This is a genomic window from Vibrio sp. 811 (assembly GCF_033339195.1).
The window spans coordinates 1-526 of sequence record NZ_JAWOUB010000910.1; the positions used below are offsets into that span (position 1 = coordinate 1).

The following is a 526-nucleotide window of genomic DNA, read 5'->3' on the forward strand; positions in this document are numbered from 1 at the left end:
TTTGTTCAGTTCATCAAGATCTGCTGTTTCGTGTGTTGCACGGAACAATACCGTCGACAGTGAAGGCTCAGCTAGTAGTTCAAATTGATCGTTTGTACGGATCATGTCAGCCACTTCAAGCGTTTGAGCGAGTAGATGATCGTACATGTCACCCAGTGCCTTCGGACCCACGTTTTGCATGGTCATAAAGACTTTCAATGCATCGAAACGTTTGGTTGTCGCGATGGATTTATCGACCAAGTTTGGTAGCTCATCGTGCTCACGGTTCAAGTAATCTGCGTGATGAAGCAAGAACTTAAAGTTCGACTTGTCGTTCACCAAAAGTGCGCCACAGCTGATTGTTTGGTAGAACAATTTGTGGAAATCGACACTGATAGAGTGAGCGCGCTCAACGCCTTTCAGGCGAGACTTATGACTGCTAAGGATCAGCGCACCACCGTAAGCACCATCCACATGCATCCACATGTCGTGCTTGACTGCCATGTCGGCGATGAAGTCTAGGTCATCAATTGCACCGTGATCCGTC

The 526-nt window shown here is 47.5% G+C and carries 1 protein-coding gene; it reads right to left on the minus strand.

Translation table 11 applies throughout. The features are described from left to right. Positions 1 to 526: pyridoxal phosphate-dependent decarboxylase family protein (locus R7Q46_RS30075; protein WP_318078704.1), on the minus strand; the 526-nt coding region annotated here is incomplete at both ends.